Origin of the sequence: Streptomyces sp. AK010, from assembly GCF_014207295.1 — a bacterium.
Lineage (GTDB): Bacteria > Actinomycetota > Actinomycetes > Streptomycetales > Streptomycetaceae > Streptomyces > Streptomyces massasporeus.
In genome coordinates this window covers 442159-467993 of sequence record NZ_JACHCX010000005.1, presented here as the reverse complement: position 1 = coordinate 467993, position 25835 = coordinate 442159, and the positions used below count along the sequence as shown (strand labels likewise).

23 protein-coding genes and 1 pseudogene are annotated in these 25835 nt (G+C 71.4%); 14 read left to right on the top strand and 10 right to left on the bottom strand.

Annotated elements, in window-relative coordinates; genetic code table 11:
• Positions 1-11: 11 nt before the first annotated feature.
• A complete protein-coding gene (locus HDC93_RS13290; protein WP_185010351.1) occupies positions 12-794 on the bottom strand; it encodes an adenosylcobinamide-GDP ribazoletransferase in 783 nt (260 codons plus the stop codon).
• A 60-nt stretch (positions 795-854) separates the two neighbouring features.
• Here HDC93_RS13290 and HDC93_RS13285 point away from each other — a divergent pair, with 60 nt between their 5' ends.
• Entirely contained in the window at positions 855-1619 is a 765-nt protein-coding gene (locus HDC93_RS13285; RefSeq protein ID WP_185010349.1) for a hypothetical protein, read from the top strand.
• Here the strand turns inward: HDC93_RS13285 and HDC93_RS13280 are convergent.
• The gene (locus HDC93_RS13280; protein WP_185010347.1) at positions 1559-2257 is read right to left on the bottom strand and encodes a hypothetical protein; all 699 of its coding nucleotides are present in this window, start codon (positions 2255-2257) and stop codon (positions 1559-1561) included. The two genes, HDC93_RS13285 and HDC93_RS13280, sit on opposite strands and share 61 nt — an antisense overlap.
• Before the next feature lie 153 nt (positions 2258-2410).
• Positions 2411-3520 carry a nicotinate-nucleotide--dimethylbenzimidazole phosphoribosyltransferase gene (cobT, locus tag HDC93_RS13275; protein ID WP_185010345.1) on the bottom strand — a complete coding sequence of 370 codons (1110 nt, stop codon included), beginning with the start codon at positions 3518-3520 and terminating at the stop codon, positions 2411-2413.
• 192 nt (positions 3521-3712) lie between these two features.
• Here cobT and HDC93_RS13270 point away from each other — a divergent pair, with 192 nt between their 5' ends.
• Positions 3713-4759: a class I SAM-dependent methyltransferase gene (locus tag HDC93_RS13270; protein WP_185010343.1), complete on the top strand. Its 1047-nt coding sequence runs from the start codon at positions 3713-3715 to the stop codon at positions 4757-4759.
• 35 nt (positions 4760-4794) lie between these two features.
• On the opposite strand, the gene HDC93_RS13265 is transcribed toward HDC93_RS13270, so the two are convergent.
• Positions 4795-5994 (bottom strand): bifunctional adenosylcobinamide kinase/adenosylcobinamide-phosphate guanylyltransferase, encoded by a 1200-nt coding sequence (locus HDC93_RS13265; RefSeq protein WP_185010341.1) that lies wholly within the window; start codon positions 5992-5994, stop codon positions 4795-4797.
• Positions 5995-6240: 246 nt separating this feature from the next.
• Here HDC93_RS13265 and HDC93_RS13260 point away from each other — a divergent pair, with 246 nt between their 5' ends.
• Complete coding sequence (locus tag HDC93_RS13260; protein WP_031110433.1) at positions 6241-6453, top strand: hypothetical protein; 213 nt, start codon at positions 6241-6243, stop codon at positions 6451-6453.
• A gap of 55 nt (positions 6454-6508) precedes the next feature.
• Here the strand turns inward: HDC93_RS13260 and HDC93_RS13255 are convergent, their stop codons facing one another.
• Both HDC93_RS13255 and HDC93_RS13250 read right to left on the bottom strand, forming a co-directional pair.
• Positions 6509-7210, bottom strand: coding sequence for a methyltransferase domain-containing protein (locus tag HDC93_RS13255; RefSeq protein ID WP_185010339.1), 702 nt, complete (start codon positions 7208-7210; stop codon positions 6509-6511).
• A gap of 83 nt (positions 7211-7293) precedes the next feature.
• Positions 7294-7893, bottom strand: a complete 600-nt coding sequence (locus HDC93_RS13250) for a DUF3043 domain-containing protein (RefSeq protein ID WP_185010337.1) — start codon at positions 7891-7893, stop codon at positions 7294-7296.
• Between the two features lie 317 nt (positions 7894-8210).
• Here HDC93_RS13250 and HDC93_RS13245 point away from each other — a divergent pair, with 317 nt between their 5' ends.
• The 6 genes and pseudogenes from HDC93_RS13245 to HDC93_RS13220 all read left to right on the top strand — a co-directional run.
• The gene (locus tag HDC93_RS13245; protein ID WP_185010335.1) at positions 8211-9026 is read left to right on the top strand and encodes a PspA/IM30 family protein; all 816 of its coding nucleotides are present in this window, start codon (positions 8211-8213) and stop codon (positions 9024-9026) included.
• A 23-nt stretch (positions 9027-9049) separates the two neighbouring features.
• Positions 9050-9328 carry a PspA-associated protein PspAA gene (locus HDC93_RS13240; protein ID WP_185010333.1) on the top strand — a complete coding sequence of 93 codons (279 nt, stop codon included), beginning with the start codon at positions 9050-9052 and terminating at the stop codon, positions 9326-9328.
• A 179-nt stretch (positions 9329-9507) separates the two neighbouring features.
• Complete coding sequence (locus HDC93_RS13235; protein ID WP_185010331.1) at positions 9508-10728, top strand: sensor histidine kinase; 1221 nt, start codon at positions 9508-9510, stop codon at positions 10726-10728.
• Positions 10725-11408 carry a response regulator transcription factor gene (locus tag HDC93_RS13230; protein ID WP_185010329.1) on the top strand — a complete coding sequence of 228 codons (684 nt, stop codon included), beginning with the start codon at positions 10725-10727 and terminating at the stop codon, positions 11406-11408. Before HDC93_RS13235 ends, HDC93_RS13230 begins: the two co-directional genes overlap by 4 nt.
• Positions 11409-11567: 159 nt before the next feature.
• A complete protein-coding gene (locus tag HDC93_RS13225; RefSeq protein ID WP_185010327.1) occupies positions 11568-14687 on the top strand; it encodes an efflux RND transporter permease subunit in 3120 nt (1039 codons plus the stop codon).
• Between the two features lie 76 nt (positions 14688-14763).
• A pseudogene (locus HDC93_RS13220) lies at positions 14764-15472 on the top strand (serine/threonine-protein kinase); the annotation flags it as partial.
• Between the two features lie 54 nt (positions 15473-15526).
• On the opposite strand, the gene nadA reads toward HDC93_RS13220, so the two are convergent.
• Positions 15527-16723, bottom strand: coding sequence for a quinolinate synthase NadA (nadA, locus tag HDC93_RS13215; RefSeq protein ID WP_185010325.1), 1197 nt, complete (start codon positions 16721-16723; stop codon positions 15527-15529).
• A gap of 279 nt (positions 16724-17002) precedes the next feature.
• Here nadA and HDC93_RS13210 point away from each other — a divergent pair, with 279 nt between their 5' ends.
• Entirely contained in the window at positions 17003-17359 is a 357-nt protein-coding gene (locus HDC93_RS13210; protein ID WP_031109243.1) for an iron-sulfur cluster assembly accessory protein, read from the top strand.
• A 149-nt stretch (positions 17360-17508) separates the two neighbouring features.
• Here HDC93_RS13210 and HDC93_RS13205 read toward each other — a convergent pair whose 3' ends face one another.
• Together HDC93_RS13205 and HDC93_RS13200 are read right to left on the bottom strand one after the other, a co-directional pair.
• Complete coding sequence (locus HDC93_RS13205; protein ID WP_185010323.1) at positions 17509-19422, bottom strand: hypothetical protein; 1914 nt, start codon at positions 19420-19422, stop codon at positions 17509-17511.
• Positions 19423-19568: 146 nt separating this feature from the next.
• Positions 19569-19775 carry a hypothetical protein gene (locus HDC93_RS13200; protein ID WP_185010320.1) on the bottom strand — a complete coding sequence of 69 codons (207 nt, stop codon included), beginning with the start codon at positions 19773-19775 and terminating at the stop codon, positions 19569-19571.
• A gap of 132 nt (positions 19776-19907) precedes the next feature.
• Between HDC93_RS13200 and HDC93_RS13195 the strand changes: the two genes are divergently transcribed.
• A complete protein-coding gene (locus HDC93_RS13195) occupies positions 19908-20882 on the top strand; it encodes a carbohydrate kinase family protein (protein WP_185010318.1) in 975 nt (324 codons plus the stop codon).
• A gap of 88 nt (positions 20883-20970) precedes the next feature.
• On the opposite strand, the gene HDC93_RS13190 is transcribed toward HDC93_RS13195, so the two are convergent.
• Positions 20971-22350 carry a cysteine desulfurase/sulfurtransferase TusA family protein gene (locus tag HDC93_RS13190; RefSeq protein WP_185010316.1) on the bottom strand — a complete coding sequence of 460 codons (1380 nt, stop codon included), beginning with the start codon at positions 22348-22350 and terminating at the stop codon, positions 20971-20973.
• Positions 22351-22625: 275 nt separating this feature from the next.
• On the opposite strand from HDC93_RS13190, the gene coxB reads away from it, so the two are divergent.
• From coxB to HDC93_RS13175, 3 genes are read left to right on the top strand one after another with little or no spacing between them, the layout of a single operon-like run.
• Entirely contained in the window at positions 22626-23591 is a 966-nt protein-coding gene (gene coxB / locus HDC93_RS13185) for a cytochrome c oxidase subunit II (protein WP_142164424.1), read from the top strand.
• A complete protein-coding gene (ctaD, locus tag HDC93_RS13180; protein WP_185010314.1) occupies positions 23588-25324 on the top strand; it encodes a cytochrome c oxidase subunit I in 1737 nt (578 codons plus the stop codon). Before coxB ends, ctaD begins: the two co-directional genes overlap by 4 nt.
• The gene (locus tag HDC93_RS13175; RefSeq protein ID WP_185010312.1) at positions 25321-25719 is read left to right on the top strand and encodes a cytochrome c oxidase subunit 4; all 399 of its coding nucleotides are present in this window, start codon (positions 25321-25323) and stop codon (positions 25717-25719) included. Before ctaD ends, HDC93_RS13175 begins: the two co-directional genes overlap by 4 nt.
• The last annotated feature ends 116 nt before the right edge of the window (positions 25720-25835 follow it).

The window sequence follows — 25835 nt, the reverse complement described above, 5'->3', positions numbered from 1 at the left end:
AGGAGATCGTTTCAGCCCAGTGACAGAACGACCAGCGCCGTGGTCGCCGCCGTCTCCGCCAGACCGCCGAAGACGTCCCCCGTGACGCCGCCGAAGCGCCGGATGCAGTGCCGCAGCAGGGCCTCGGCGGCGGCCAGGGAGAGGACGACCGCGAGCACGACCCGGATCACGTCGTACGGCCCGAAGAGGGCACCGCCCGCCGCGGCGGCCCCGGCGACGGCCACGGCGGCCACCGCGGCTCCCCGCAGCGGCACCACACCCGCCACCGCCGCCCCCAGTCCCTCCGGCCGTGCCGCCGGCACCCCGGCCCGGGCCGCCAGGGTCAGCGCCAGCCGGGCGAGCGTCGCCGAGACGACGGCGGCGCACGCGCCCCGGGCCCAGGAGGCGTCGTACGCCTGGGCGAGCGCGGCGACCTGCGCGAGCAGGACGAGGACGAGGGTGATGACCCCGAACGGCCCGATGTCCGACTGCTTCATGATCCGCAGCGCGTCCTCGGCGGGCTTGCCGCTGCCCAGGCCGTCGGCGGTGTCCGCGAGCCCGTCGAGGTGCAGCCCCCGGGTGAGGGCGGCCGGTACGGCGATGGTGGCGACGGCGGCCAGCGGGGCGCCCGCACCGAGGAACAGCAGCACCAGCCCGAGCCCGGCGGCGGCGGCACCGACCGCGAGACCGGCCAGCGGGGCGCACAGCATGCCGCCGCGTGCGGCCTCCCGGTCCCACCGGGTCGCCCGGACGGGGATCACCGTGAGGGTGCCGAAGGCGAAGCGGAGGCCGTCGAGGGGCGAGGTGGTGGGCACCGGCGCAGGCTACCGGCCGGTCAGGAGGGCGGGAATGGCGGCCGAGGATAAAGTGCGCATATGGGATGGTTCGAGCGGAACATCATGGAACCCGGCAAGCTGCCGTTGCTTCTCGCTCTCGTCTCCTTCGTCCTGACCTTCGTGATCACCCGGGGCATCACCCGTCTCATCCGGGCGGGCAAGGGCCCCTTCCGCAACATCAGCGCCGGCGACGGTGTCCACGTCCACCACGTGGTGCCCGGCGTCATCCTGACGATCATCGGCGGCTTCGGCGCGGTCGCCGGTGGCCGGCACGGCTTCGGCTCCGCGCTGGCCGCGGTGATTTTCGGCATCGGCGCGGGCCTCGTCCTGGACGAGTTCGCCCTGGTGCTGCACCTCGCCGACGTCTACTGGACCCCGGACGGCCGCAAGAGCGTCGAGATGGTCGTCCTCACCGCGTCCCTCGTCGGCCTGCTCCTGCTCGGCTTCTCGCCGCTGGGCGTCAACGACCTCAACGACGACCAGCAGCAGAACCGCGCCGTCCTCCTCGTGAACATCCTCGTGAACTTCGCGTTCGCCCTCATCGCCCTGTTCAAGGGCAAGGTCCGCATCGCCGTGCTGGGCGTGATCATCCCCCTCATCGCCCTGATCGGCGCCGTACGGCTGGCCCGCCCCACCTCCCCGTGGGCCAAGCGGTTCTACCGGAACCGCCCCCGTGCCCGAGCGAAATCCGGCCTGCGGGCCTACCACCACGACCGTCGCTGGGCGGGCCCACGGCGCAGGTTTCAGGACTGGATCGGCGGCGCGCCCGACCCCGAACCGGCCCGCTCCCTCGAACGCCGCTGACGCAGCTCGCCCACCGCGCACAGCACCAGGACCGCCGCGATCGCCGCGAGGTGCTCCTTGCCCGCCAGGTTCTCCTCGAGCGCGACCTCGACCACCATCGCCACGATCACCACCGAGGCCGTGACGTACGCCCGGTAGCGCCAGCCCAGGAACACGGCCAGGCCCACCACCGCCGCCGACGGCCCCGTGTCCACGACCCAGGCGTCCGAGGCGGGCAGGCCGAGCGGGGAACGCGGGCCAAGGCGGATGCCCAGGCGCGCGTACAGCGTCCCCGCGAGCGTCGCGACGTAGGCGATGGCCAGCGTCCGCCACCAGCCCAGGCACAGCTCGGCGATGCCGAACACCAGCAGGATCTGCACGAGCGCGCCCCACACCGGCAGATCCAGCGCGGGCACGAACAGCGACAGCGGCGTCCGCAGCAGCGCCGGCCACAACGGGTCCTCGGCCCGCACTGCGCCGACGTTCTGCACGACCTGGTAGCCCCACGACCGGTTGTGCATTGAGTGCAGCACGGCCGTGAGACACACGGCCGTGACCGCCATCGGCACGGCCCGCCACCGCCGCGCGGCCAGCGGCCCGCGCACCGCGGCGTACAGCACACCCCATTCGGCGCGGGCCCAGCGGGCGAGCGTGGTCATCCGGCGGTCGTCCTCGTCCGTGCGGCGAAACGTCTGAGGGTGTCTGCGACTCAGTCAAACCGACACCACGTTCCAAGACCGACCGGAACGGGACGAAGTTGAGCCAGGCGTGCGTGACCTGGATCTCGGCGCTGCTCCTGCTCTGGTGCGCCTCTACTGCTCGGCCGGCGCCTCGGACCCGTCCGGCCCTGCCTGCTCCCCGAGTTCCTCGGACTCCTTCGGCTTCTCGGGCAGCTCCGCGGCCAGCGCGGCCGCGGCCTGCACGAGCGGCAGCGCCAGCAGACCGCCCGCCCCCTCCCCGACGGTCACCCCGTGGGTCAGCAGCGGCTCCAGGGCCATCCGGTCCAGCGCCTTGGCCTGCCCGGGCTCGCCGCTGTCGTGCGCGGCCAGCCACCAGTCCGGCGCCCGGAACGCGATCCGCTGCCCGACCAGCGCGCACGCGGCCGTCACGACCCCGTCGAGCACCACCGGCAGCTTGCGCACCGCGCTCTGCAGCAGGAAGCCCGTCATCGCGGCGACATCGGCCCCGCCCACCGCCGCCAGCAGCTGCAACTGGTCCCCGAGCACCGGCCGGGCCCGGCGCAGCGCGTCCCGGATCGCCGCGCACTTGCGCATCCAGGCCAGGTCGTCGATCGCCAGCCCGCCGCGCCCGGTGACGACCGACGCGTCGACCCCGCACAGCGCCGCGACCAGCACGCCGGCCACCGTGGTCCCGCCGACGCTCACATCGCCGAGCACCACCAGATCCGTACCGGAGTCGGCCTCCTCGTCGGCCACCGCGACCCCGGCCCGGAACGCCGCCTCCGCCTCCTCCAGGGTGAGCGCGTCCTCGATGTCGATCCGCCCGCTGCCGCGCCGCACCCGGTGCCGTACGACGTCCTCCGGCAGGCCCTCGGGGTCGCAGTCCAGGGCCATGTCGACGATCCGCACCGGCACGCCCAGCCGCCGTGCCAGCACCGACACGGGCCGGCCGCCCTCCAGCACCTCGCGCACCAACTCCCCGGCGCCGCCCGCCGGCCGGGCCGAGACGCCCAGCTCGGCGATGCCGTGGTCGCCGGCGAAGAGCACCACCCGCGGCCGTTCGACCGGCCGGACCGGCACGGCGGACTGCGCCGCCGCCAGCCACTCACCCAGTTCGTCGAGGCGGCCCAGCGATCCGGGCGGCACGATCTGTCGCTCCCGGCGTGCCTCGGCGTCACGGCGGATCCCGCCGTCCGGACGCTCGATCAGATCGGTGAAGTCGTCGAGATTAAGCGAGCTCATTCGCCGAACAGTACCGGCCCCGGTCGAACAGAACGGCGCCACATCACCACTCCGTCACGGCGACATCGTTGCACCCAAGATCGGCATCCCATACGTTCCGTTTGCAGCGGATTGTCGTACGTGGTCGGTGCGACGTCCCCGCCGTACGTCCTCGCCACAGCCGCCGTACGCCGTCACGCCCGGGAGCCGCCCATGCCCGCACATCCCGCCTCCTCAGCACCCCCCGTCCCCCAAGCGACCACACGGGTCCACGAACCGCGCCGGGAGGACTGCCCCTGGTGCGGCTCCGACCGGCTGCGCAACCGGCTGCGCACCGGTGACCTGCGGCAGTACAAGCCGGGCAGCTTCACCGTCGACGCGTGCCGGGAGTGCGGCCACACCTTCCAGAATCCCCGCCTCACCGTGGAGGGCCTCGCCCTCTACCACCGGACCGTGCGCGGGGCGCCCAGGGACCCGGCGAGCGACGGCCTCCTCGCCCTGCGCAGCAGCCCGCGCCGGCACCGCTCGGCCGCCCGCGCGATGCTGCGCTGCGGCGAGCCGGAGAGCTGGCTCGACGTCGGCACGGGCCACGCCCACTTCCCGGGCACGGCCCGGCAGTTCTTCCCCTACACCGCCTTCGACGGCCTGGACCCCACCCCGCGCGTGGTCCGCGCCCGTACGGCCGAGCGCGTCGAGGAGGCCCACGTCGGCCGCCTGACGGACCCCAAGATCGCCGGCCCCCTGCGCGCCCGCTACGACGTGGTCAGCATGCTCCACCACCTGGAGGGCACCCCCGACCCCCGGGCGGAACTCCGGGCCGCCCTCTGCGTCCTGCGCCCGGGCGGCCACCTGCTCATCGAGACCCTGAGCCCCCGCAGCGTCTTCGCCGCCCTGCTGGGCCGCTGGTGGCTCCCCTACGACCAGCCGCGCCACCTCCACCTGCTGCCCCCGCAGAACGTCCGCGCGGAACTGGAGTCGGCCGGCTGCACGATCCTGACGCTCGACCACCGCCCGGTCCACGTCCCCCACGACCTCGCGGGCGCCACGTCCCTGGCCCTCTCCCACGCCCTGCCGGCCCCGGACACCCCCTGGCGGGCGATCCCCCCGCCCCCCGTCCAGCGGCACACCCGCGCGGCCCTGCTCCGCGCGGGCATCCCCCTGGTCGCCGTGGCGGCGCTGGCCGACCACCTCATCGCCCCGGTGACCCGCCGCACGCGCTTCGCGAACACCTACCGGGTGATCGCCCGCACAGCTCCGTAGCCCGGGCGGTCAGGAGGGCAGCCGCGGGGCCCCGGTCAGCCCCGCAGCACCACCGCCTGCCCCGCCACCACCAGCAGCACATGCTCACACTCGGCCGCGAACCCCGCGTTCAGCCGCCCGAGTTCATCGCGATACCGCCGTCCCGACGCCGTCGACGGCACGATCCCCGACCCCACCTCGTTCGACACCGCGACGACGGTCCGCCGGGTGACCCGCATCGCCTCGGTCAGCTCTCCCACCCGCTCCCGCAGGGCCTTCTCGCCCCGCTCCGCCCACACCGCGTCGTCCCACGCCCCGACGGAGTCCATCGCGTCCGTCAGCCACAACGACAGACAGTCGACCAGCAGCGGCGGCCCCTCCTCCTCCAGCAGCGGCACCAGATCGCAGGTCTCGACCGTCTGCCACGACCCCGGCCGCCGCTCCCGGTGTGCCGCCACCCGCGAGGACCACTCCGTGTCCCCGTTGCGCGACCCGCCCGTCGCCACGTACAGCACGTCCGGAAAGGCCTCCAGCCTCCGCTCGGCCTCCACCGACTTGCCCGACCGGGCCCCGCCCAGCACCAGCGTCCGCCGCGGCACGTCCGGCACGTCCTCGTACGCCCCCACCGCCAGCGTCACCCCGTCCGGCACGGCCCGCGCCCCGGCTGCCGCGAGCCGCCGCCCGAGCTCCGGGCCGGGCGGCACGTCGTGGTCCAGATGGACGGCGAGCACGTCGGTCGTCGGCCCGATCGCCCCCACCGCCCGCAGCTTCGCCAGCGCGTCCGGCCGCCCCACGACGTCCGCGAGCACCATGTCGTACGACTCGGCCGGCTCCTCCAGACCCGCCGGCGCCCCGCCCGGCGGCAGATACAGCAGCCGCTGCCCCTCCGGCCCGGTCACCGCGTACCCCGTGCCCGGCGCGTCCAGCGCCACCGCCCGCACCCGGTGCCCCGTCAGCAGCGTCAACTCCCGACCGTCCGGCACCCGTCCGGGCTGCGGCAGCCCCGCGGGCACCTCGACCGCCGGCCCGTTGTGCGGATGCGACAACAGCACCTGCCGCACGCCGGTCAGGGAACGGCCCGCCCGCGCCGCCGCGAACGCCGCGCCCGGCGTCAGGTCGAGCAGCAGCGCCCCGTCCAGGAGCAGCGCGGTGGCCGCCCGCGCGTCCGGCCCGAGAGCGGCCGCACAGGCCGCACAGGGACAGTCGGGGCGGGGCAGACCCGCGGGGGCACCGGTGCCGAGCAGAGTAAGTTCCACGCCCCGATTCTGACGCGTGAGCATGGGACATGCGTGATCGAGACGCCCCTACGGGGGCGCGGGCCGTGTCGATGTGCGGCTCCGCCACGCGGGCGCGACCGGCCGGACACGACCCGCAAATCCCCACGCCCCGCACCCCGCAAGCCCTGTAACGCCCCACCCGGCGGAGCGCTTACGCTCTGAGAGGGGCCGGACCAAGATCCGGCTTTTCGCTGTGCAGTGTGCTCACACACATGGGAGGCGTACATGGCGGCATGGACGTGGCGGTTCGAGAAGACCGACGGGACGGAGGTCCAGCCCGCGGTGACGCCGGAGGAGTTCCCCACCCAGGGGGACGCCGAGTCCTGGATCGGGGAGCACTGGAAGGCCCTCCAGGAGGGCGGTGCCGATCAGGTGCGGCTGTTCGAGGACGTCACGGAGATCTACGGGCCGATGAGCCTGCACGCGGCCGAGGCGTGAGCCCGGTGGGCGAGGGCCGTCGGCTCCCGCCCACCACCCCCGCTTCCGCGGGTGGTCAGCCGCGCACGCCGCACAGGTGCAGCAGCGCGGCCACCCCGCGGTACGGATCGGTCCGCCCCGCCTTCTCCTCCACCGCGAGCAGCGTCTCCACGTCGGCCGGGGCCTGCGCGCCGTCCGCCGCCGTGTCGGTGAACACCCGCACCCCGTACCAGGCGTACAGCGGCGCCCCGATGCCCGCGAGCGTCGACGTCAGGTCCGTCAGCCGGTCGGCCCGCACGTCGAGACCCAGCCGGTTGCGATAGGCGGTCGTGTCGAAGGCCGCCAGCGCACCGGACCAGTCACCGGACAGGCCCGGCCGGATCGCGAGCGCGTCCCCGTTGCGCACGAGCAGGGACAGCAGCCCGCCCGGCGCGAGCATCCGGGCGAGACCCGCCAGCAGCGGATCGGGCTCCTCGACGTACATGAGGACGCCGTGGCACAGCACCACGTCGAAACTGCCCGGCAGGAAGTGCACGCCGGTGTCGCGGCCGTCGCCCTCGATGATCCGCATCCGCTCCCGGATGCCCTCCGGTTCCCCGGCGAGGGACTCCCGGGCCACGGCGACCATCGTCGCGTCCTGCTCCAGACCGGTCACCTGGTGTCCGGCCCGGGCCAGCCGCAGCGCCTGGGTGCCCTGGCCCATCCCCACGTCCAGCACCCGCAGGCGCTGACCGACCGGGAACCGGCCGACTATCTGCTCGTCCAGCTGGCGGGCCACCAGCTCCTGACGGACGACATCCCGCAGCCCGCCCAGCCTGTCCAGCCAGGCATCCGCCGCACCCCCGGAGAACGGCGTCGTGGTCAGGGCCGCTCTCCGCGCTTGACCTGCGGCTTCGGCAGCCGGAGCCGACGCATCTGGAGGGAGCGCATCAGGGCGTAGGCGACGGCGCCGCGCTTGTTCTCACCCGCGAAGCGCTCGTTCAGCTGCTTCTTCAGACGGAAGGACGTGACGAACGAGTCGAGCACGATCAGCACGATCACCACGAGCCACAGCAGCAGCGCGATGTTCTGCAGCGAGGCCACCCGCACCATGCTCAGCACGAGGATGACCACGGCCATCGGCAGGAAGAACTCCGCGATGTTGAACCGGGAGTCGACGAAGTCGCGCGCGAACCGGCGGACCGGTCCCTTGTCACGGGCGGGCAGGTAGCGCTCGTCGCCGCTCGCCAGCGCCTGGCGCTGCCGCTCCATCGCGGTACGGCGCTCCTCGCGCTGTCGCTTGGCGGCCTCCTTGCGCGTCATCGACGTGTTGGCCACGCTGCGGCGCTGGCTCTGGGCCTGGCTGCGCTTCGGCGTGGGGCGGCCCTTGGGGGCCTGGGGGTCGCGGGGCTGCTTGGAGAAGTTCACCGGCGCCTTGTCGGCGTCCTGGGCCTTCTCGTCTTTGGCACGGCTACGGAACACAAAACCCAAGGGTAAGGGCTTCCGGGCATGGACCCCAGCCCCGTGGGGAACGATCCGGCAACACCAGTCGTCAGTAAGGGGACAGAGGGGACGCTGCGTACGCCTCCGGATGTTTCCCGGGGTGTACGGCTCCGGTAACCCCGGGGACCACCTACTCCCTACGCCGGAGCGGGAGCGTACGCAGTCGTCCTTGGGGATGAGCGCATCCGTCCCCGAACAGTGCGGTAATGGATGCAGGGCCCGTAGTGTGGGTTCTGTCGCAGGAGCAGCTGCCGGAGTCGGTCAGAAGGGGGCGCGCGAAGCCCATGAGCGGTGTCATGAAGCGTATGGGGATGATCTTCCGCGCGAAGGCGAACAAGGCCCTTGACCGGGCCGAGGACCCGCGCGAGACCCTCGATTACTCGTACCAGAAGCAGCTCGAGCTGCTCCAGAAGGTCCGCCGCGGCGTCGCCGACGTGGCGACCAGCCGCAAGCGCCTGGAACTCCAGCTGAACCAGCTGCAGTCGCAGTCCGGCAAGCTCGAGGACCAGGGCCGCAAGGCGCTCGCGCTGGGCCGTGAGGACCTGGCCCGGGAAGCGCTCTCCCGCCGCGCCGCCCTCCAGCAGCAGGTGACCGACCTGGAGACCCAGCACGCGACGCTCCAGGGCGAGGAGGAGAAGCTCACCCTGGCGGCCCAGCGGCTCCAGGCCAAGGTCGACGCCTTCCGTACCAAGAAGGAGACGATCAAGGCGACGTACACGGCGGCCCAGGCGCAGACCCGGATCGGCGAGGCCTTCTCCGGCATCTCCGAGGAGATGGGCGACGTCGGCCTGGCGATCCAGCGCGCCGAGGACAAGACGGCCCAGCTCCAGGCCCGGGCCGGCGCGATCGACGAGCTGCTCGCCTCCGGCGCCCTGGACGACCCCTCCGGCATGCACAAGGACGACATCCAGGCCGAGCTGGACCGGCTCTCCGGCGGTACGGATGTAGAGCTGGAACTGCAGCGCATGAAGGCCGAACTGGCTGGGGGCACCTCCCAGGCTATTGGCACTGGGGGAGGCTCGAGCAGCGGGCAGCAGGCCATCGAAGGCGGCTCGAACGGGCAGCAGTCCCAGCAGCAGCCGCAGGACACTCCGCGCTTCGACAAGCAGTAGGGGTCGACTCCTAGGAGGGCGACATGATCGTACGGATCATGGGGGAGGGCCAGGTGAGTCTGGCCGACGGCCACCTCGCCGAGCTGAACAAGCTGGACGACGAACTCCTGGCGGAAATGGAGAACGGCGACGGCCCGGGCTTCCGCCGCACCCTCCAGGCCCTCCTGACCAGGGTCCGCGACCTGGGCGAACCCCTCCCGGACGACTCCCTGGAACCGTCGGAACTGATCCTGCCGTCCCCCGACGCGACCTTGGAGGACGTCCGGGAGCTCCTCAGCGACGACGGTTTGATTCCGGGCTGACCCGGATGCGGGCATGCGTGCCGCCAGGGGCGATGGGGCCCCTGCTCGAGCGAAGCCGACAGCTCGGGGGAGGGGGGCGCAACGGTACCCCGCGCCGCCGGGTTGCGGGCCCACCCGACCTCAGGTCTGACGCCGGGCACCTCACACGGCCACAGCCGGCCCGGCTACCGTACACACCTGTGAGCACCCTCGCGCGGGCCAAACACCAGGCCAAGGCGCACCCCCTGGCCCTGGACGCCATCCTCGCCCTCGCCGTCCTGGTCTGCATGGTCGCCGGCTCGTTCGTGGAACCCCGGCACCGCGACAGCGTCAACTGGGTCCTGCGCACCCCCGACCTCCTCAGCCTCCTCCTCATGACCCTCGGCGCCACGGCCCTGGTCTTCCGCCGCCGCGCCCCCATGGCGGTCCTCGCCCTCACGGGCACGCTGTCCGTCATCGAGTCCGTCACCGGCGACCCCCGCGCCCCGGTCGCGATGTCCGCGGTGATCGCCCTCTACACCGTCGCCTCCACCACCGACCGCCCCACCACCTGGCGGGTCGGCCTGCTCACGATGACCGTGCTGACCGGCGCCGCCATGGCCGCCGGACCGCTGCCCTGGTACGCCCAGGAGAACCTCGGCATCTTCGCCTGGACCGGCATCGGCGCCACCGCCGGTGACGCCGTCCGCAGCCGCCGCGCCTTCGTCCAGGCCATCCGCGAACGCGCGGAGCGGGCCGAGCGCACCCGCGAGGAGGAGGCCCGCCGCCGGGTCGCCGAGGAACGCCTGCGCATCGCCCGGGACCTGCACGACGTGGTCGCCCACCACATCGCCCTGGTCAACGTGCAGGCCGGGGTCGCCGCCCACGTCATGGACAAGCGGCCCGACCAGGCCAAGGAGGCCCTCGCGCACGTCCGCGATGCCGGCCGCTCCGCCCTCAACGAGCTCCGTGCCACCGTCGGCCTGCTCCGGCAGTCCGGCGACCCGGAGGCCCCCACCGAACCCGCTCCGGGCCTGGACCGCCTCGACGAACTCATTGGCACCTTTCGCAGCGCCGGCCTGCACGTCGAGGTCGCCCGCGCCGACCAGGGCACCACCCTCCCCGCCGCCGTCGACCTGGCCGCCTACCGGATCATCCAGGAGGCCCTCACCAACGTGCAGAAGCACGCCGGACCCCAGGCCAAGGCCGAGGTCAGCGTCGTACGCGTCGGGCCGAACATCGAGATCACCGTGCTCGACGACGGCAGCGGCGAGAACGAGATCCAGGACAGCGGCGGCGGCCACGGGCTGCTCGGCATGCGCGAGCGCGTCAGCGCCCTGCGCGGCACCCTCACCACCGGTCCCCGCTACGGCGGCGGCTTCCGCGTCCATGCGATCCTGCCGCTCAAGAACCGCGCACCGACCGGGGAGGACCCCGCATGACCATCCGTGTCCTGCTCGCCGACGACCAGGCGCTGCTGCGCAGCGCCTTTCGCGTGCTCGTCGACTCCGAGCCCGACATGGAGGTGGTCGGCGAGGCCTCCGACGGCGCGGAGGCGGTCCGGCTGGCCAAGGAGCAGCACGCCGACGTCGTGCTCATGGACATCCGCATGCCTGGCACCGACGGTCTCGCCGCGACCCGCATGATCAGCGCCGACCCCGGGCTCGCCGATGTCCGGGTGGTCATCCTGACGACGTTCGAGGTCGACGACTATGTCGTGCAGTCGCTGCGGGCGGGCGCCTCCGGCTTCCTCGGCAAGGGATCCGAGCCCGAGGAACTGCTGAGCGCCATCCGGATCGCGGCCGGCGGGCAGGCCCTGCTCTCCCCGGCGGCCACCACGGGCCTGATCGCCCGGTTCCTCGCCACGGACGACCCGGCCGACGCCGACCGCGACCCGGCCCGCGGCGAACGGCTCGACTCGCTCACCGTCCGGGAGCGCGAGGTGCTGGTCCAGGTCGCCGGCGGGCACTCCAACGACGAGATCGCCGAGCGCCTCGAAGTGAGTCCGCTGACGGTGAAGACGCACGTCAACCGGGCCATGGCCAAGCTCGGCGCCCGGGACCGCGCCCAGCTCGTCGTCACCGCGTACGAATCCGGTCTGGTCCGTCCAAGGGTGGAGTGAGCTCGACCCGGGTGTACTGCGGCCGGAGTATGCGCCGCACAAGGATGTGGACCTGGGGCTTACGAAACCCGGTTCCCGCATGGCTCAGGGTGTAGGGGCGGGCGCTCATCTGCGCGTCCGCTGCCGCTTCTGCCGCTAAACAGAAGAGAGACCTCACCCATGTCCTGGCTGTCCAGGTTCAGCCTCGCGCAACGGGCCTTGATCGGGCTGATGTCGATCATCGCGCTCGTCTTCGGGGCGATCGCGATACCCCAGCTCAAGCAGCAGCTGCTGCCCACCATCGAACTGCCCATGGTGTCCGTGCTGGCGCCGTACCAGGGCGCGTCCCCGGACGTGGTCGAGAAGCAGGTCGTCGAACCCATCGAGGACACCCTCGAAGCCGTCGACGGCATCAGCGGCGTCACCTCCACCGCCAGCGAGGGCAACGCCGTGATCATGGCGTCCTTCGACTACGGCAACGACACCAAGCAACTGGTCGCCGATGTCCAGCAGGCCGTCAACCGGGCCCGCGTCCAGCTCCCCGACGATGTCGACCCGCAGGTCGTCGCCGGTTCCACGGACGACATCCCCACCGTCGTCCTCGCCGTCACCTCCGGCCGGGACCAGCAGGCCCTGGCCGACCAGCTCGACAACACCGTCGTGCCGGACCTGAAGAGCATCGACGGCGTCGGCCAGGTCACCGTCGACGGGGTCCGGGACGTCCAGGTCACCGTCACGCCCGACGACGCGAAGCTCGCCAAGGCGGGCCTGACCCCGCTGTCCGTCTCCGAGGCGCTCAAGGCGGGCGGCGCGACCGTCCCGGCCGGCTCCTTCGACGAGGGCGGCGCCAACCGCACCGTCCAGGTCGGCGGCGGTCTCACCTCGCTGAAGCAGATCCAGGACCTGATGGTCACGGGCGAGCCCGGCAAGGGCAAGCCGGTGCGCCTCGGCGACGTCGCCACGGTGAAGCAGCAGGAGGCCCCGGCCGACTCCATCACCCGTACCGACGGCAGGCCCAGCCTCGCCGTCGCCGTCACCATGGACCGCGACGGCAGCGCGGTCGCCATCTCCGACGCCGTCCACGACAAGCTCCCGGACCTGCGCGAGGACCTCGGCTCGGGCGCCACCCTCACGGTCGTCAGCGACCAGGGCCCGGCGGTCTCGAAGTCCATCAAGGGCCTGACCACCGAGGGCGCGCTCGGTCTGCTCTTCGCCGTCCTGGTGATCCTGGTCTTCCTGGCCTCGATCCGCTCGACCCTCGTGACCGCGGTGTCCATCCCGCTGTCCGTGGTCCTCGCCCTGATCGTGCTGTGGACGCGCGACCTGTCGCTGAACGTCCTCACGCTGGGTGCCCTGACCATCGCCATCGGCCGGGTCGTCGACGACTCGATCGTGGTCCTGGAGAACATCAAGCGCCACCTCGGCTACGGCGAGGAGCGCCACTCGGCGATCCTTCAGGCCGTCCGTGAGGTCGCGGGCGCGGTGACGTCCTCGACGCTCACCACGGTCGCGGTGTTCCTGCCGATCGGCCTGGTCGGCGGCATGGTGGGCGAGCTTTTCGGCTCGTTCAGCCTGACCGTGACGGCCGCGCTGCTGGCGTCCCTGCTCGTCTCCCTGACGGTCGTGCCGGTCCTGTCGTACTGGTTCCTGCGCCCGCCGAAGGGCACCCCAGAGGACGCGGCCGAGGCCCGCCGGATCGCCGAGGAGAAAGAGGCCAAGAGCCGCCTCCAGCGCATCTACGTCCCCGTCCTGCGCTTCGCGACCCGCCGCCGCCTCACCAGCGTGGCCCTCGCGATCGTCGTGCTGGTCGGCACGTTCGCCATGGCGCCGCTGCTGAAGACGAACTTCTTCGACCAGGGCGAGGTCGAGGTCCTCACCGTCAAGCAGGAGCTGAAGCCCGGCACCAGCCTGACGGCGACCGACGTCCAGGCGAAGAAGGTCGAGCGGCTGCTCGCCGGCACCGAGGGCGTCAAGGACTACCAGGTCACCATCGGCTCGTCCGGCTTCATGGCCGCCTTCGGCGGCGGCACGGACACCAACCAGGCCTCGTACCAGGTGATGCTGGAGGACTCGGCGTCGGCCGAGGACGTCCAGGACGGCATCGAGAAGGGCCTGGCCGGGCTGAAGGGCATCGGCACGACCACCATCACCGCCGGCGACGGATTCGGCGCCCAGGACCTCGGTGTCGTGGTGAAGGCCGCCGACGCCGACGTGCTGCGTACGGCGTCCGAGGAGGTCCGCAAGACGGTCGCCTCGCTCGACGACGTCACGGACGTCACCAGCGACCTGTCGCAGAGCGTGCCGCGCATCTCGGTGAAGGCCAACGACAAGGCGGCCGCGGCCGGCTTCAACGACCAGACCCTCGGCGGCGCCGTCGCCCAGGCCGTCCGCGGCACCCCCGCGGCCAAGGCGATCCTGGACGACACCGAGCGCGACGTCGTCATCCGCTCGGCCAAGCCCGCCAAGACCCTGAAGCAGCTGAAGGACCTCCGTCTGGGCGGAGCGGTGAAGCTCGGCGACATCGCCACCGTCGAGCTGGTCGACGGCCCGGTCTCCATGACCCGCATCGACGGCCGGCGCGCGGCCACCATCACCGCGAAGCCGACCGGCGACAACACCGGCGCGGTCAGCACCCAGCTCCAGTCGAAGATCAGCGCGCTGAAGCTCCCGGACGGCGCCACGGCGTCGGTCGGCGGTGTCTCCGCGGACCAGGACGAGGCGTTCGTCAACCTGGGCCTGGCGATGCTGGCGGCCATCGCGATCGTCTTCATGCTGCTGGTCGGCACCTTCCGGTCGCTGGTCCAGCCGCTGATCCTGCTGGTCTCCATCCCGTTCGCCGCCACCGGCGCGATCGGCCTGCTGATCGCCACCGGCACCCCGATGGGCGTCCCGGCCATGATCGGCATGCTGATGCTGATCGGCATCGTGGTGACGAACGCGATCGTGCTGATCGACCTGATCAACCAGTACCGCAAGCAGGGCCACGGCGTCGTCGAGGCCGTGATCGAGGGCGGTCGGCACCGCCTGCGCCCGATCCTCATGACCGCCCTGGCGACGATCTTCGCCCTGCTGCCGATGGCCCTCGGCATCACCGGAGAGGGCGGCTTCATCGCCCAGCCGCTGGCCGTGGTCGTGATCGGCGGCCTGGTGACGTCGACGCTCCTCACCCTGCTCCTCGTCCCGACGCTCTACGCGATGGTCGAGCTCCGCAAGGAGCGCCGGGCGAAGAAGCGCGCGGCGAAGAAGGGCCTCCCGGCCCAGCGGAAGGACGCGACGGAGCCGGAGCACGCGAGCGTGTGACGGCCTGACCCGGCGGTGGCCGGGCACCGGACCCTCATGTCCGGTGCCCGGCCACCGCCTTGTCCCGTTACGTATCCTGTGGCCCTCGAACGGCTCTACGGGGGAAGGGGATTCGGGCGGGCCGCTGCACAGCGACGACCCGAAGTCGGTCGGCGGCTACAGGCTGCTCGACCGGCTCGGGGCCGGGGCATGGGCGTCGTCTACCGGGCCAGGGCGCGTTCGGGCCGTGACGTGGCCGTCAAGGTCGTGCACGCCCAGTACGCGGCGGACGCGGTCTTCCTCGCCCGGTTCCGGCAGGAGATCGCGGCGGTCCGCAAGGTCAGCGGAGCCTTCACGGCACCGGTCCTGGACACGGACCCCGAGGCGGCCCGGCCCTGGATGGCCACCCAGTACGTGCCCGGGCCTTCGCTCGCCCGGCGGATCCGCGACCGGGGCGCCTGCCGGACGCCGAACTGCGCGGGCCGGCCCTGGGCCTGGTGGCGGCCCTGCGCGACGTCCACCGGGCCGGGGCGGTGGACCGGGACCTGAAGCCGGCCAACGTCCTGCTGGCCGAGGACGGCCCGCGTGTCATCGACTTCGGCATCTCCCGTGCGGCGGAGAGCCACCAGACGCTGACCGAGACCGGCCAGATGATCGGCACGCTGCCCTTCATGTCTCCCGAACAGCTCGTCGACGCCCGTACGGCCGGTCCGGCGTCGGACACCGACTGGGGTGCCACCGAGGTGCGGACCCTCGACGGCGCCCTGGTCGCCACCACCCCCGGTGGCAGCGTCTTCAGCCTCGACCCCGCGCACCCCGAGCGGACACCGCGCTCGGGGTGACGACGGACGGGACCGGGATTACGGCAGCGCCAGCATCCGCTCCAGGGCCAGCTTCGCGAAGGCCTCCGTCTCCCTGTCCACCTCGATGCGGTTGACGAGGTTGCCCTCGGCCAGGGACTCCAGGGTCCAGACCAGGTGGGGGAGGTCGATGCGGTTCATGGTCGAGCAGAAGCAGACCGTCTTGTCGAGGAAGACGATCTCCTTGCCCTCGGGCGCGAAACGGTTCGCCAGGCGGCGGACCAGGTTCAGCTCCGTGCCGATGGCCCACTTCGAGCCGGCCGGGGCGGCCTCCAGGGCCTTGATGATGTACTCGGTCGAACCGACGTGGTCCGCCGCGGCCACGACCTCGTGCTTGCACTCCGGGTGGACCAGGACGTTCACGCCCGGGATGCGCTCGCGCACGTCGTTCACCGAGTCCAGGCTGAAGCGGCCGTGCACCGAGCAGTGGCCGCGCCACAGGATCATCTTCGCCGCGCGCAGCTGGTCGGCGGTCAGGCCGCCGTTCGGCTTGTGCGGGTTGTAGACGACGCAGTCCTCCAGGGACATGCCCATGTCCCGCACCGCGGTGTTGCGGCCCAGGTGCTGGTCCGGCAGGAAAAGGACCTTCGTCGTCGCGGGGTCGCCCTGCTCGAAGGCCCAGTCCAGGGCCCGCTTCGCGTTGGACGAGGTGCAGATCGTGCCGCCGTGCTTGCCGGTGAACGCCTTGATGTCGGCGGAGGAGTTCATGTACGAGACGGGCACGACCTGCTCGGCTATCCCGGCCTCGGTCAGCACGTCCCAGCACTCGGCGACCTGCTCGGCCGTCGCCATGTCGGCCATCGAGCAGCCGGCGGCGAGGTCGGGCAGGACGACCTTCTGGTCGTCGGACGTCAGGATGTCCGCCGACTCCGCCATGAAGTGCACGCCGCAGAACACGATGTACTCGGCCTCCGGGCGGGCGGCCGCGTCCCGGGCCAGCTTGAACGAGTCCCCCGTCACGTCGGCGAACTGGATGACCTCGTCACGCTGGTAGTGGTGGCCGAGCACGAAGACCTTGTCCCCGAGCTTCTCCTTCGCCTTGCGGGCGCGCTCCACCAGGTCCGGGTCGGACGGCGAGGGCAGGTCGCCGGGACACTCCACACCGCGCTCGCTCTTCGGGTCGGCCTCACGGCCGAGGAGCAGCAGGGCGAGGGGCGTCGGCTGTACGTCGAGCTCCTGGGTCTGGGCGGTGGTCACGACACGCACCCTTTCTGTTTCTGCGACTTTTCGTCGATTTGACGCTATCTATCATAACCGCTTCACGTCACTTTGACGACGGCCATAGCGTCTGTGTGACGTGAATCCCGGTGGGCCCCGTTCATTCCCGGGAAGACCCGGAAAGAGCCGTTTTCCGGTTCCGGGCGCGTGTGCGAGCATGAAAGGAGCCGGGATCGACGCCCGGTCCGGAATGAATCCGCGGCCCCGCCGGTTGCAACCGTCGGCAAGCAGTCTCCGTACAACCCGGGAGAGATGTAGATGTCCGTATCGGACGAGACCAGCACCGTCACCGACGGCATCATCCTGACCGACGCCGCCGCGTCCAAGGTCAAGGCGCTGCTCGACCAGGAAGGCCGCGAAGACCTCGCGCTGCGTGTCGCCGTCCAGCCCGGCGGCTGCTCCGGCCTGCGCTACCAGCTCTTCTTCGACGAGCGCGCCCTCGACGGCGACGTCGAGAAGGACTTCGGCGGTGTGAAGGTGGTCACCGACCGCATGAGCGCCCCGTACCTGGGCGGTGCCACGATCGACTTCGTGGACACCATCGAGAAGCAGGGCTTCACGATCGACAACCCGAACGCGACGGGCTCCTGCGCCTGCGGCGACTCCTTCAGCTGAGCCTGCCGAGCCGCTCCGGCGGCCGCGGACACGACGAAGGCGGCGGCCCCCTCCGACGGGGCCGCCGCCTTCGCGCCGTGTGGCGCTCCTACCGCTCCCGCGTCGGGGGAGGCGGCGGTCGCGCGTCCTCCTTGGCCGGCGGCTCGCTCCTACCGCTCCCGCGTCGGGGGAGCCGGCAGTCGCGCACCCTCCTTGGCCAGCGGCACCGCCTTGCCGTCCGTGTTCACCACGGCCCGGTCACCGAGCGGCTCGTCCAGTTGCACGGTCTCCTGGAACTGCTTGGCGATCATGACGCAGACCTTGCCCGGCCACGGGGTCGACGTCACGGAGACCGTCACCTCGTCGCCCTTCTCGCTCGCCTTCACCTCGTAGTCGGCGCACACCCCGCCCGTGAAGGTCACCGTCAGCTCCGAGCCCTCGGCCCGGTAGCCGTCCACCTTCACCTCGCGCGGCCCGGGGGCCGAGGTCGGCTGGTCACTCGGCTCGCTCGGCTCCGGGGAGGCCAGGTACTTCGGCTCGACCGCCGGGTACGTCACCGTGAACGGGTCCTGCGCGCCCGGCGCCGTCACCTCGAACAGCCAGGACGGCACCAGCGCCTGCCGCCCGTCCACGACGTGCGCGGCCAGCCCGAACACCGCGCTCTCGACCGTCACCGTGTCCTGCTTCGCAGGACCGCTCGCCGGCTGCTCGCAGGGCTGCTCCAGCCGGTCCTTCAGCGGCACGGGGCCGGCGCAGCCGCCGATGCCCATCCGGTGGTCGTTCTTCGGCTGCCCGTTCATCAGCTCCAGCGCCTTCCCGGCGCTGACCACGGGGTACGTGTCGCCCTTCACCGGCGTCCTCAGCTGTCCGCTGCCGCCGACGACCTCGCCGTCCGAGCCGACGTTGATCCCGGTCGTCCAGCCGTGCGTGGGCAGTCCGCCCACCTCGGGAGCGGCGTTCACCACCCGCTGGGCCCCCATGACCTGGCTCGCGTCGCGCTTCGCGTCGTCCTGACCCACCGCCTTCAGTACGGGCGCCGCGGCCTTCTCGGCCACCTCCTCGCTCACCGGTGTGCCACCGGACTGCGGGGTGGTGCAGGTGTCGGTGCCCTTGCAGGTGTCGGTGCCCGGGGCGTACCGGCTGAACGTCCAGGACCCCGGCGCCTGCCGGTTCACCTGGAGGCTCGGCCCCGACCCGTCCTGGCCCCCGATCTTCCAGGCCTCGCCCTGCGCCACCGGCGTCCCCTCGACCCCGAGGGCCTTCGCCAGCCGGGCCACGTCCTCCTTCGTGACCTCGCCCTGCGCCCGGTACACCGGCGCCTTGGCCGGGCCGTCCGGCAGGGGGCCGCCGACCCGGTAGGTGGCGCCGTAGGGGTTCGGCTCGCCGGGCGCGATGCCGTTGCCGCCGCCCGCCGTGGACTCCGAGTATCCGTCGAGCGCGAGCGGCGGGGGAGTGCCGTCCCCACCGGGCGCACCGGAGGTCGTACCGCCGCCCGACCCGCTCGACGCGTTGGAGGCGAGCCAGGCCCCGCCACCGCCGATCAGCAGCACGGCGGCGGCGACGGAGGCGATGATCGCGGGCGTACGGGGGCGGCCACCGTCGTGGCGGACCAGGTTCTCGTCGCCGCGTACGTCGCTGTCATGGCGGAGGAGGTCGTCGGCTTCATCCGGCACGTCGCCGGCCGGTTCCGGGGGCGCGGGCGCCGACTCGCCGTCGGCCTGCCGGTCTTCGGACGCGGGCGTCTCGGCGGTTTCCTCGGCGCCACCCGTCTCGGCGGCCTCCGGCGTAGCCGGCTCCTCGGTAGCCGGCTCCTCGGAGGCCGGCTCGCCGTCCACGCCCTCGGCCGCCTTCGCGTCAGCGGTGTGCGTGTCCTGCCCCGGCACCTCGGAAGTCTCGGGAGTCTCGGCCGTCGCTTCCGCCTTCTCGACCTTCTCGGTCTCTTCGGGCTCAGCAGCCTCCGGCGACTCCCCGTTCTCCGCCGAGGTACCGGCGTCCGCCGTACCCGGCTCCTCGACATCCGGGGCGTCGGCGCCGACGCCCGCTGCCCTGGCGTCGTCGTCCTTGTCGGGTCGCTCGGTGTTCACCGCATCGCTCCTTCGGCTGCACAGCTGTCCCATGGGACCCGGCCCGTCACATACGGGCCCGCTGGTGGGTCGTATCCCGCCTCCCCTATACGGGGGACAGCGATGGGACGCAGCGGGGGAGCACACGGTTCCCGCGAGTGCGCCGTTCAGTCCCCGTAGTCCTCCATGGCGTCGAGCAGCCGCGCCGACGCCGGGGGTACCGACACGCCGTGGATCAGAGCCGGGGAGACCGGCCGCGAAGCGATCCGGGGGACCGCCCAGTGCGGAGCCATCCGCGCCCCGTCACCCGGCAGCGACGCCAGGTCACCCTCCAGATCGACCGGAACGGGGGCGTGGAACTCGAGGTTCGTCATACCGGCACCGTATGCACGCTCGAGGTCACCGAGAAAGATCTACTATCGGGTAGTTTCGTTGCCTTCAGAGCCGCCCCGCCCACCCGATAGCGTTAACCGTCAAGGTTCGCCTCCCTCAGGAGAGTCCACGCCGTGCGCATCGCAGTCTCCGGCTCCATCGCCACCGACCACCTCATGACCTTCCCCGGCCGCTTCGCCGACCAGTTCGTAGCGGACCAGCTGCACACGGTCTCGCTGTCGTTCCTGGTCGACCAGCTCGACGTCCGCCGCGGCGGCGTCGCCGCGAACATCGCGTTCGGCATGGGGCAGCTCGGCACCCGGCCGATCCTGGTCGGCGCCGCGGGCGCGGACTTCGACGAGTACCGGGCCTGGCTGGAGCGGCACGGCGTCGACACCGACTCCGTCCGCATCTCCGACACGCTGCACACCGCCCGCTTCGTGTGCACGACCGACGCCGACCACAACCAGATCGGCTCCTTCTACACCGGCGCCATGAGCGAGGCCCGCCTCATCGAGCTGAAGACCGTCGCCGACCGGGTCGGCGGTCTCGACCTCGTCTCCATCGGCGCCGACGACCCGGAGGCCATGCTCCGCCACACCGAGGAGTGCCGCTCCCGGTCCATCCCGTTCGCCGCCGACTTCTCCCAGCAGATCGCCCGGATGGACGGCGAGGAGATCCGCATCCTGCTCGACGGGGCGACGTACCTCTTCTCCAACGAGTACGAGAAGGGCCTCATCGAGTCCAAGACCGGCTGGAGGGACGCGGAGATCCTGTCCCGCGTGGGCCACCGGGTGACCACGCTCGGCGCGCGCGGCGTACGCATCGAACGGGCCGGCGAGGACCCGATCGAGGTCGGCACGCCGGACGAGGAGCGCAAGGCCGACCCGACGGGCGTCGGCGACGCCTTCCGCGCGGGCTTCATGTCGGGCCTGGCCTGGGGCGTCTCCCTGGAGCGCGCCGCCCAGGTCGGCTGCATGCTGGCGACCCTCGTCATCGAGACGGTGGGGACCCAGGAGTACCAGCTGCGGCGCGGGCACTTCATGGAGCGCTTCACCAAGGCGTACGGGGACGAGGCGGCTACCGAAGTGCGGGGGCATCTGGCCTGATCGTCGTCGGCCGCGGGTGCGTGGGGGCTGGTCGCGCCCCGCGGCGGCAGCCGCATGTCGACACAGCCCCGCACCCCCAAGAGGCCGGTCAGCTCACCCGGCGGATCACGTACGCAGTCCCTCGGTCCGCCGGCTCCTCGCCCACGTACTCCTGGTCCCGCATCTCGCACCACGCCGGGATGTCCAGGCGGGCCGCCTCGTCGTCCGACAGGACCCGGACCAGGCCGCCCACGGGCACGTCACCGATGACCTTCGCCAGCTCGATCACCGGGATCGGGCAGCGCTTGCCGAGGGAGTCCACGACCAGGACGTCCTCCTCGCGGGCGACGTCCGAGGCCACCGGCGCCCCCAGCTTCTCCCGCACGGCCGTCACGGCACCGGGAAGGACGGCCAGGAACCGCTCCACGTCCTCCTCGGCGGTCCCCGACGGCAGCGAAACCCGCACATTCCCTTCACTCAGCACGCCCATCGCCCGCAGGACGTGGCTGGGCGTCAGCGTGCTGCTCGTGCAGGACGATCCGGACGAGACCGAGAAACCCTCCCGGTCCAGCTCGTGCAGCAGCGCCTCTCCGTCGACATAGAGACAGGAGAAGGTGACGACCCCGGGCAGCCGGCGCACCGGATGGCCCACCACCTCGACGTCGGACACCAGCCGCGGCACCCGCGCCCGGACCCGGTCCGTCAGCTCCCGCAGGCGCGCGGCCTCCCCGGCCGCCTCGGCCCGCACGGCCCGCAGCGACGCGGCCGCCGCCACGATCGCCGGGATGTTCTCGAAACCGGGCGCCCGACCCGACTCCCGCTCGTCCACCGGCCCTCGCGCCGCGAACCGCGCACCCTTGCGGACCACCAGCAGCCCGACCCCGGACGGCCCGCCCCACTTGTGGGCACTGGCCGTCAGCAGCGACCAGCCGCCGTCCACCGGCCCCCACCCCAGCGACTGCGCCGCGTCCACCAGCAACGGCACCCCGGCCTCCCGGCACACCTCGGCCACCGCCCCGACGGGCTGCTCGGTCCCCACCTCGTGATTGGCCGACTGCAGACACGCCAGCGCGGTGTCCGCGCGCAGGGCGTCACCGTAGGCCGCGGGGTCCACCAACCCGGTGCGGTCCACGGCGACCTGGGTGACGCTCCCCCCGGCCGCCTCGAGGAGCTCCGCCGAATGCAGTACAGAGGAGTGTTCGACCGCTGACACGATCAGGTGACGCCCGATCCGCCTCCGCCCGGCCAGTGCCCCGGCAATGCCCGTGTGCACGGCACGCGTTCCGGACGAGGTGAAGGTCAGCTCGTCCGGCCGGCACCCCACCGCCTCGGCGGCTGCCTCCCGCGCCGCGTCCAGCAGCACCCGGGCACGCCGCCCTTCCCTGTACAGACGGGCCGGATCCGCCCACCCTTCGTCGAGCGAGGCCTGCAGGGCCTGCCGGGCGACGGGATGAAGAGGAGCACTGGAAGCAGCGTCGAAGTAGGGCACACCTCAACGCTAAGCGCCCCGAAGGGGCGCGGGGAACCGCGCGCTCGACCACCACCAACCCGCGGCCGCCGATGTGCCGAACTCCCGCCCTGGTGGGCGCCCGGCGTAACCCGCGGCGCGTTGGGCACCCCTCCCCGAGAACCCCCGGAAGGCGTCGGCTAGGGTTTGGTCCGCATAAACATCCAAACCCCTGCCCGACGCAGGGCCGCGACCGACCAGCGAGAAGGCCAGGCCGCAGCCGATCCGCGCGGGCGAGACTCTCGGGAAGGCGCTACGTGAGTCCCAACGGCTCCGACCGCTCGCCGCGGCGCCCGATGCGGCGGAAGCTGCTGCAGGCACTGACCGCGGGCCTGGTCTTGGCGACAGCCACCGGTTGCTCGTACAACTGGGAAGACTTCCCCCGCCTTGGTATGCCCACCCCGACCACGGAAGAGGCTCCGCGGATCCTCTCCCTGTGGCAGGGTTCCTGGGCGGCTGCGCTCGCCGTCGGCGTGCTGGTGTGGGGTCTGATCCTGTGGAGTGCTTTCTTCCACCGGCGCAGCCGCACCAAGGTCGAAGTTCCTCCGCAGACCCGGTACAACATGCCCATCGAGGCGCTGTACACCGTGGTTCCGCTCATCATCGTCTCGGTGCTGTTCTACTTCACCGCTCGTGACGAGTCCGAGCTGCTCAGCCTCAAGAAGAAGCCCGACGTCACGATCAACGTGGTCGGCTTCCAGTGGAGCTGGTGCTTCAACTACATCGAGCCGGTCGCCGGTTCCACCGGGGACGCCAAGACCTCGAAGGACCTGGACGCGATCCCGGACCGCTTCAAGAAGGACTTCCCGGCCAACGCCGGCGGCGTCTACGACTGCGGCACCCCCGGTACGCGGAACCCTCAGACCAACAACCCGGGCCCGACGCTCTGGCTCCCCAAGGACAAGACGGTCCGCTTCGTCCTGACCTCGCGTGACGTCATCCACTCCTTCTGGGTGGTGCCGTTCCTGATGAAGCAGGACGTCATTCCGGGCCACACCAACTCCTTCCAGGTGACCCCCAACAAGGAGGGCACCTTCCTGGGCAAGTGCGCCGAGCTCTGCGGTGTCGACCACTCCCGGATGCTCTTCAACGTGAAGGTCGTCTCCCAGGAGCGTTACGAGCAGCACCTCAAGGACCTCGTGGACAAGCAGCAGAACGGTTACGTTCCTGCCGGCATCGCGCAGACGAGCCACGAGAAGAACCGGGAGACGAACAACCTGTGAGCATCCTCAACGAACCCCAGGGTGCCGCGGCAGCAGGGTCCCACTACCAGGACGAGCTGCCGGTCAGGCGCCAGAACCGCGGCAGTGTCGTGGTCAAGTGGCTGACGACGACGGACCACAAGACGATCGGCACGATGTACCTCGCCACGTCTTTCGCGTTCTTCGTCATCGGCGGCGTGATGGCGCTGCTCATGCGCGCCGAGCTGGCCCGTCCGGGTCTGCAGATCATGTCGAACGAGCAGTTCAACCAGGCGTTCACGATGCACGGCACGATCATGCTGCTGATGTTCGCGACGCCGCTGTTCGCCGGCTTCGCGAACTGGATCATGCCGCTGCAGATCGGTGCGCCGGACGTGGCGTTCCCGCGGCTGAACATGTTCGCCTACTGGCTGTACCTGTTCGGCTCGCTCATCGCGGTCGGTGGCTTCCTCACCCCGCAGGGCGCGGCCGACTTCGGCTGGTTCGCCTACAGCCCGCTCTCCGACGCCGTCCGCTCCCCGGGCATCGGCGCCGACATGTGGATCATGGGTCTGGCCTTCTCCGGCTTCGGCACCATCCTCGGCTCGGTCAACTTCATCACCACGATCATCTGCATGCGCGCCCCCGGCATGACGATGTTCCGCATGCCGATCTTCGTCTGGAACGTGCTGCTGACCGGTGTCCTGGTCCTGCTCGCCTTCCCGGTCCTGGCCGCGGCCCTGTTCGCCCTGGAGGCGGACCGCAAGTTCGGCGCCCACATCTTCGACTCCGCCAACGGCGGCGCGTTGCTGTGGCAGCACCTCTTCTGGTTCTTCGGCCACCCAGAGGTGTACATCATCGCCCTGCCGTTCTTCGGCATCATCTCCGAGGTCATCCCGGTCTTCTCCCGCAAGCCGATGTTCGGTTACACGGGTCTGATCGGCGCGACCATCGCGATCGCGGGTCTGTCCGTGACGGTGTGGGCGCACCACATGTACGTCACCGGCGGCGTGCTGTTGCCGTTCTTCTCCTTCATGACGTTCCTCATCGCCGTACCGACCGGTGTGAAGTTCTTCAACTGGATCGGAACGATGTGGAAGGGCTCGTTGTCCTTCGAGACACCGATGCTCTGGGCGACCGGCTTCCTGATCACCTTCACCTTCGGTGGTCTGACCGGTGTCATCCTGGCCTCGCCGCCGATGGACTTCCACGTCTCCGACTCGTACTTCGTGGTGGCGCACTTCCACTACGTCGTCTTCGGCACCGTGGTGTTCGCGATGTTCTCCGGCTTCCACTTCTGGTGGCCGAAGTGGACCGGCAAGATGCTGGACGAGCGCCTCGGCAAGATCACCTTCTGGACGCTGTTCATCGGCTTCCACGGCACGTTCCTGGTCCAGCACTGGCTGGGCGCCGAGGGCATGCCGCGTCGTTACGCCGACTACCTGGCGGCCGACGGCTTCACCGCGCTGAACACGATCTCGACGATCAGCTCGTTCCTGCTCGGCATGTCGATCCTGCCGTTCTTCTACAACGTGTGGAAGACGGCCAAGTACGGCAAGCCGGTCGGCGTCGACGACCCGTGGGGCTACGGCCGCTCCCTGGAGTGGGCGACCTCCTGCCCGCCGCCGCGGCACAACTTCATCACCATGCCGCGGATCCGCAGTGAATCCCCGGCGTTCGATCTGCACCACCCGGAGATCGCGGCTCTCGACCAGCTCGAGAACGCCGGTCACGGCGAGAAGGCCATCGCTGGTGGCAAGGAGGCCGGCAAGTGAAGATCCAGGGCAAGATGTTCATGTGGCTGAGCGTCTTCGTCCTCGCCATGGCTGTGGTCTATGGCGTGTGGTCGAAGGAGCCGGCCGGTACCACGGCCCTCTTCCTGGCCTTCGGCCTGTGCATCATGATCGGCTTCTACCTGGGCTTCACGGCCAAGCGGGTGGACGCCGGTGCGCAGGACAACAAGGAGGCGGACGTCGCGGACGACGCCGGCGAGGTCGGGTTCTTCAGCCCGCACAGCTGGCAGCCGCTGTCCCTGGGCATCGGAGGCGCCCTCGCCTTCCTGTCCGTCGCCATCGGCTGGTGGCTGATGTACTTCTCGCTGCCGATCATCCTGATCGGCATCTGGGGCTGGGTCTTCGAGTACTACCGCGGTGAGAGCCGCACCCAGTAACACGCGCCGAGCGTTCAGAGGCCCGGACACTCCGAAAGGAGTGTCCGGGCCTCCGCTTTTTGCAGCAATGTATGTCACTCGTATGAGTCGCTCGGCGTGCCGCCGTTGACAGGGCT